Annotated in this window: 2 protein-coding genes and 1 pseudogene; all 3 read right to left on the bottom strand. The window is 62.4% G+C overall.

Annotation, left to right across the window (positions count from 1 at the left end; genetic code table 11):
* A pseudogene (locus tag A2I95_RS29990) lies at positions 1 to 498 on the bottom strand (iron ABC transporter permease); the annotation flags it as partial.
* Positions 499 to 660: 162 nt separating this feature from the next.
* Entirely contained in the window at positions 661 to 1878 is a 1218-nt protein-coding gene (locus A2I95_RS29985; protein WP_259989025.1) for a phenylacetate--CoA ligase family protein, read from the bottom strand.
* A 17-nt stretch (positions 1879 to 1895) separates the two neighbouring features.
* Positions 1896 to 2744, bottom strand: a complete 849-nt coding sequence (locus tag A2I95_RS29980) for an ABC transporter ATP-binding protein (RefSeq protein ID WP_259989023.1) — start codon at positions 2742 to 2744, stop codon at positions 1896 to 1898.
* Positions 2745 to 2795 lie beyond the last annotated feature (51 nt).

The raw sequence follows: 2795 nt of genomic DNA, 5'->3' as shown, positions 1-2795 counted from the left end.
CACCAGAACCAGCATCGCCGCTGCCCCGCCTGTGGAGCGGATCTCAGGGAACCAGTAGTCCCGCGGCCCCCAGCCGGTCACATCCCGCAGCGTGGCCTGCACGAAACCGGGGTGGTCCAGAATATGGGTATAGGCATAGGCCAGAACATAGGCCGGAAACGCCAGCGGCAGGACCAGAGCGATTTCCAGAAACCGTGCGCCGGGAAAGCGCGTCATGGTCACCAGCCAGGCTGCACCGGTGCCGATTGCAAATGTGCCAAGCGCGACCAGCGCGACCAGTGCCAGTGTCGTCAGCGAATATCCTGGCAGCACCGTGGCCGCCAGATGGCTGATCGTCTCCGTCCCGCCGAATGCCGCTGCCAGCGCCACCGCCAGCATCGGCAGCACGCAAGACAGGGCCACCGCCCAGGCCAGAACGGCAAAAACACCACCGCGGCTCCTTCCACCGCTGCGGCGCCCGTTGGGGGCATACTTTATGGGGTCATTCGCGGCAGTCATTTTACGGCAGTCACAGGTCCGGCTGATGTTTCGCGTTGCCCTATTACGACTATTCCAGTCAGAAATTCCAGCCAGAAAGCACTGCTTGCGCTCTGCCTGCCTGCTGAACAGAAAACGGGCGCCTGTTGCCGGCGCCCGTGCCTCTTGGATCCAGCGAAGAAATCAGTCGTAAGTCCGCTGATCCTCGATCACCAGCCCGTCCTTGGGCAATGCGTCCGGTGCCACAACCTCGACCTTGCCCTTGAGCTTCAGCACCTCGATCACCGAGCGGGCATAGGCTGCCTCGTCGCCGCCCTGCGCCTCAATCTGCACGGTCATTGCATCCATCTCGCCATCGCGGCTGGCAACCACACGCGCCTTGACGATCTCGTCATGTTTGTCGACCAGCGCCGCCACCTGCTCGGGCCGCACAAACATGCCTTTGATCTTGGTGGTCTGATCCGCCCGGCCCATCCAGCCCTTGATCCGCAAATTGGTGCGGCCGCAGGGCGAAACGCCCGGCATCACTGCCGACAGATCGCCGGTGGCAAAACGGATCAGCGGATAATCCGGGTTCAGCGTTGTCACCACAACCTCACCCACCTCACCTGGTGCCACCGGATTGCCGGTGCCGGGGGTGACAATCTCGACGATCACATGCTCGTCGACGATCATCCCTTCCATAGCCGGGCTTTCATAGGCGATATTGCCCAGATCAGCGGTGGCGTAGCACTGCAGGCAGGAAATCCCGCGATCGGCATACTCCTGACGCAGGGAAGGAAACAGCGCGCCGCCGCCCACCGCCGCCTTGGTAAAGGCCAGCTCCACACCCATGGCGCCGGCCTTGTCCAGGATCACCTTCAGGTAATCCGGCGTGCCGGCATAAGAGGTGGCACCGACATCACGCGCAGCCGTCACCTGCAGCTCTGTCTGGCCGGTGCCGGCAGGCAACACCGCCGCGCCCACCGCCCGCGCACCGTTTTCAAAAATCATGCCCGCAGGTGTCAGATGGTAGCCGAAACAGTTCTGCACTACATCGCCCCGGCCGATCCCGGCAGCGTTCAGAAACCGCCCCATCCGCCACCAGTCGCCATCCACCCCGCCCGGCTCATAGATCGGGCCGGGGCTTTGGAAAACATGGGCAAAGCCGGTCGCAGGCTTCACGGTGAAACCGCCAAAGGGCGGGTTCCCGGCCTGCGCCCGGCTCAGCTCCGACTTACGCAGCACGGGCAGCGCCGCCAAGGCCTCCGCCGAGACCACCGCCGCCGGATCCACACCGTCCAGCAATTCCGCATATCCGGAGGCAGACTGTGCACGGGCGATCTGCTCTGGCAAGGCCTTGGCAAGATCTGCGGCGCGTTCATCGGCGCTGCGGGTCTCAAGCGTGTCAAAATAGGTCATCACGTCATCTCCCCGCATCAGCTCAGCCACCTCTTGCGGCGCCGGTAAGACCGCACGTCGCGAAAGCTCTTGCGCCCTTCATCGGACATCCCGAGGTAGAATTCCTTTACATCCGGATTCTCCCGCAGCTCAGCTGCAGGCCCGTCCATCACCACACGGCCCGACTCCAGGATATAACCGTAATGTGCATAGCGCAGGGCCACGTTGGTGTTCTGCTCGGCCAAAAGGAAGGTCACCCCTTCCTTCTCGTTGATCGACTTCACGATCTCGAAAATCTGCTCCACCAGCTGCGGCGCCAGCCCCATCGAGGGCTCGTCCAGCAGGATCGTCTCTGGCCGGGACATCAGCGCACGGCCCATTGCCACCATCTGCTGTTCGCCGCCCGAGGTATAGCCGGCCTGGCTTTTGCGGCGCTCCTTCAGACGCGGGAAATAGTGATAGACCATCTCCAGATCGTCCTGAATCTTGGCACTGCTGTCCGAACGGGTATACGCACCGGTCAGCAGGTTTTCCTCCACCGTCAAATGCTCAAAACAATGGCGGCCTTCCATCACCTGAATGACGCCCTTCTTCACCAGCTCGGCCGGGTCCTGCTCATGGACATGCGCGCCGCGGTACTTGATCGAGCCTTTGGTGACCTCGCCGCGTTCCGAATGCAGCAGGTTCGAGATCGCCTTCAGCGTGGTGGTCTTGCCAGCCCCGTTGCCGCCCAGCAGCGCGGTTATGCCGCCCTTGGGGACATTCAGGCTGACGCCCTTCAGAACGAGGATCACGTGATTGTAGATCACCTCGATATTGTTGACCTCCAGCAGGGTCTCGGCCTGCACATCAGAGGTGTCGGCGGCGGTATTCGCTGCATCCAGCATCAAAGCGTGTCCTCATGACTGTCCCGGACCTGAACCGGAACCCTGTTGAGT

The sequence above is a fragment of the Leisingera sp. F5 genome, from assembly GCF_001593695.1.
Note: the sequence above shows the minus strand (reverse complement) of the source record. Positions and strands in the feature narration are given on the sequence as shown.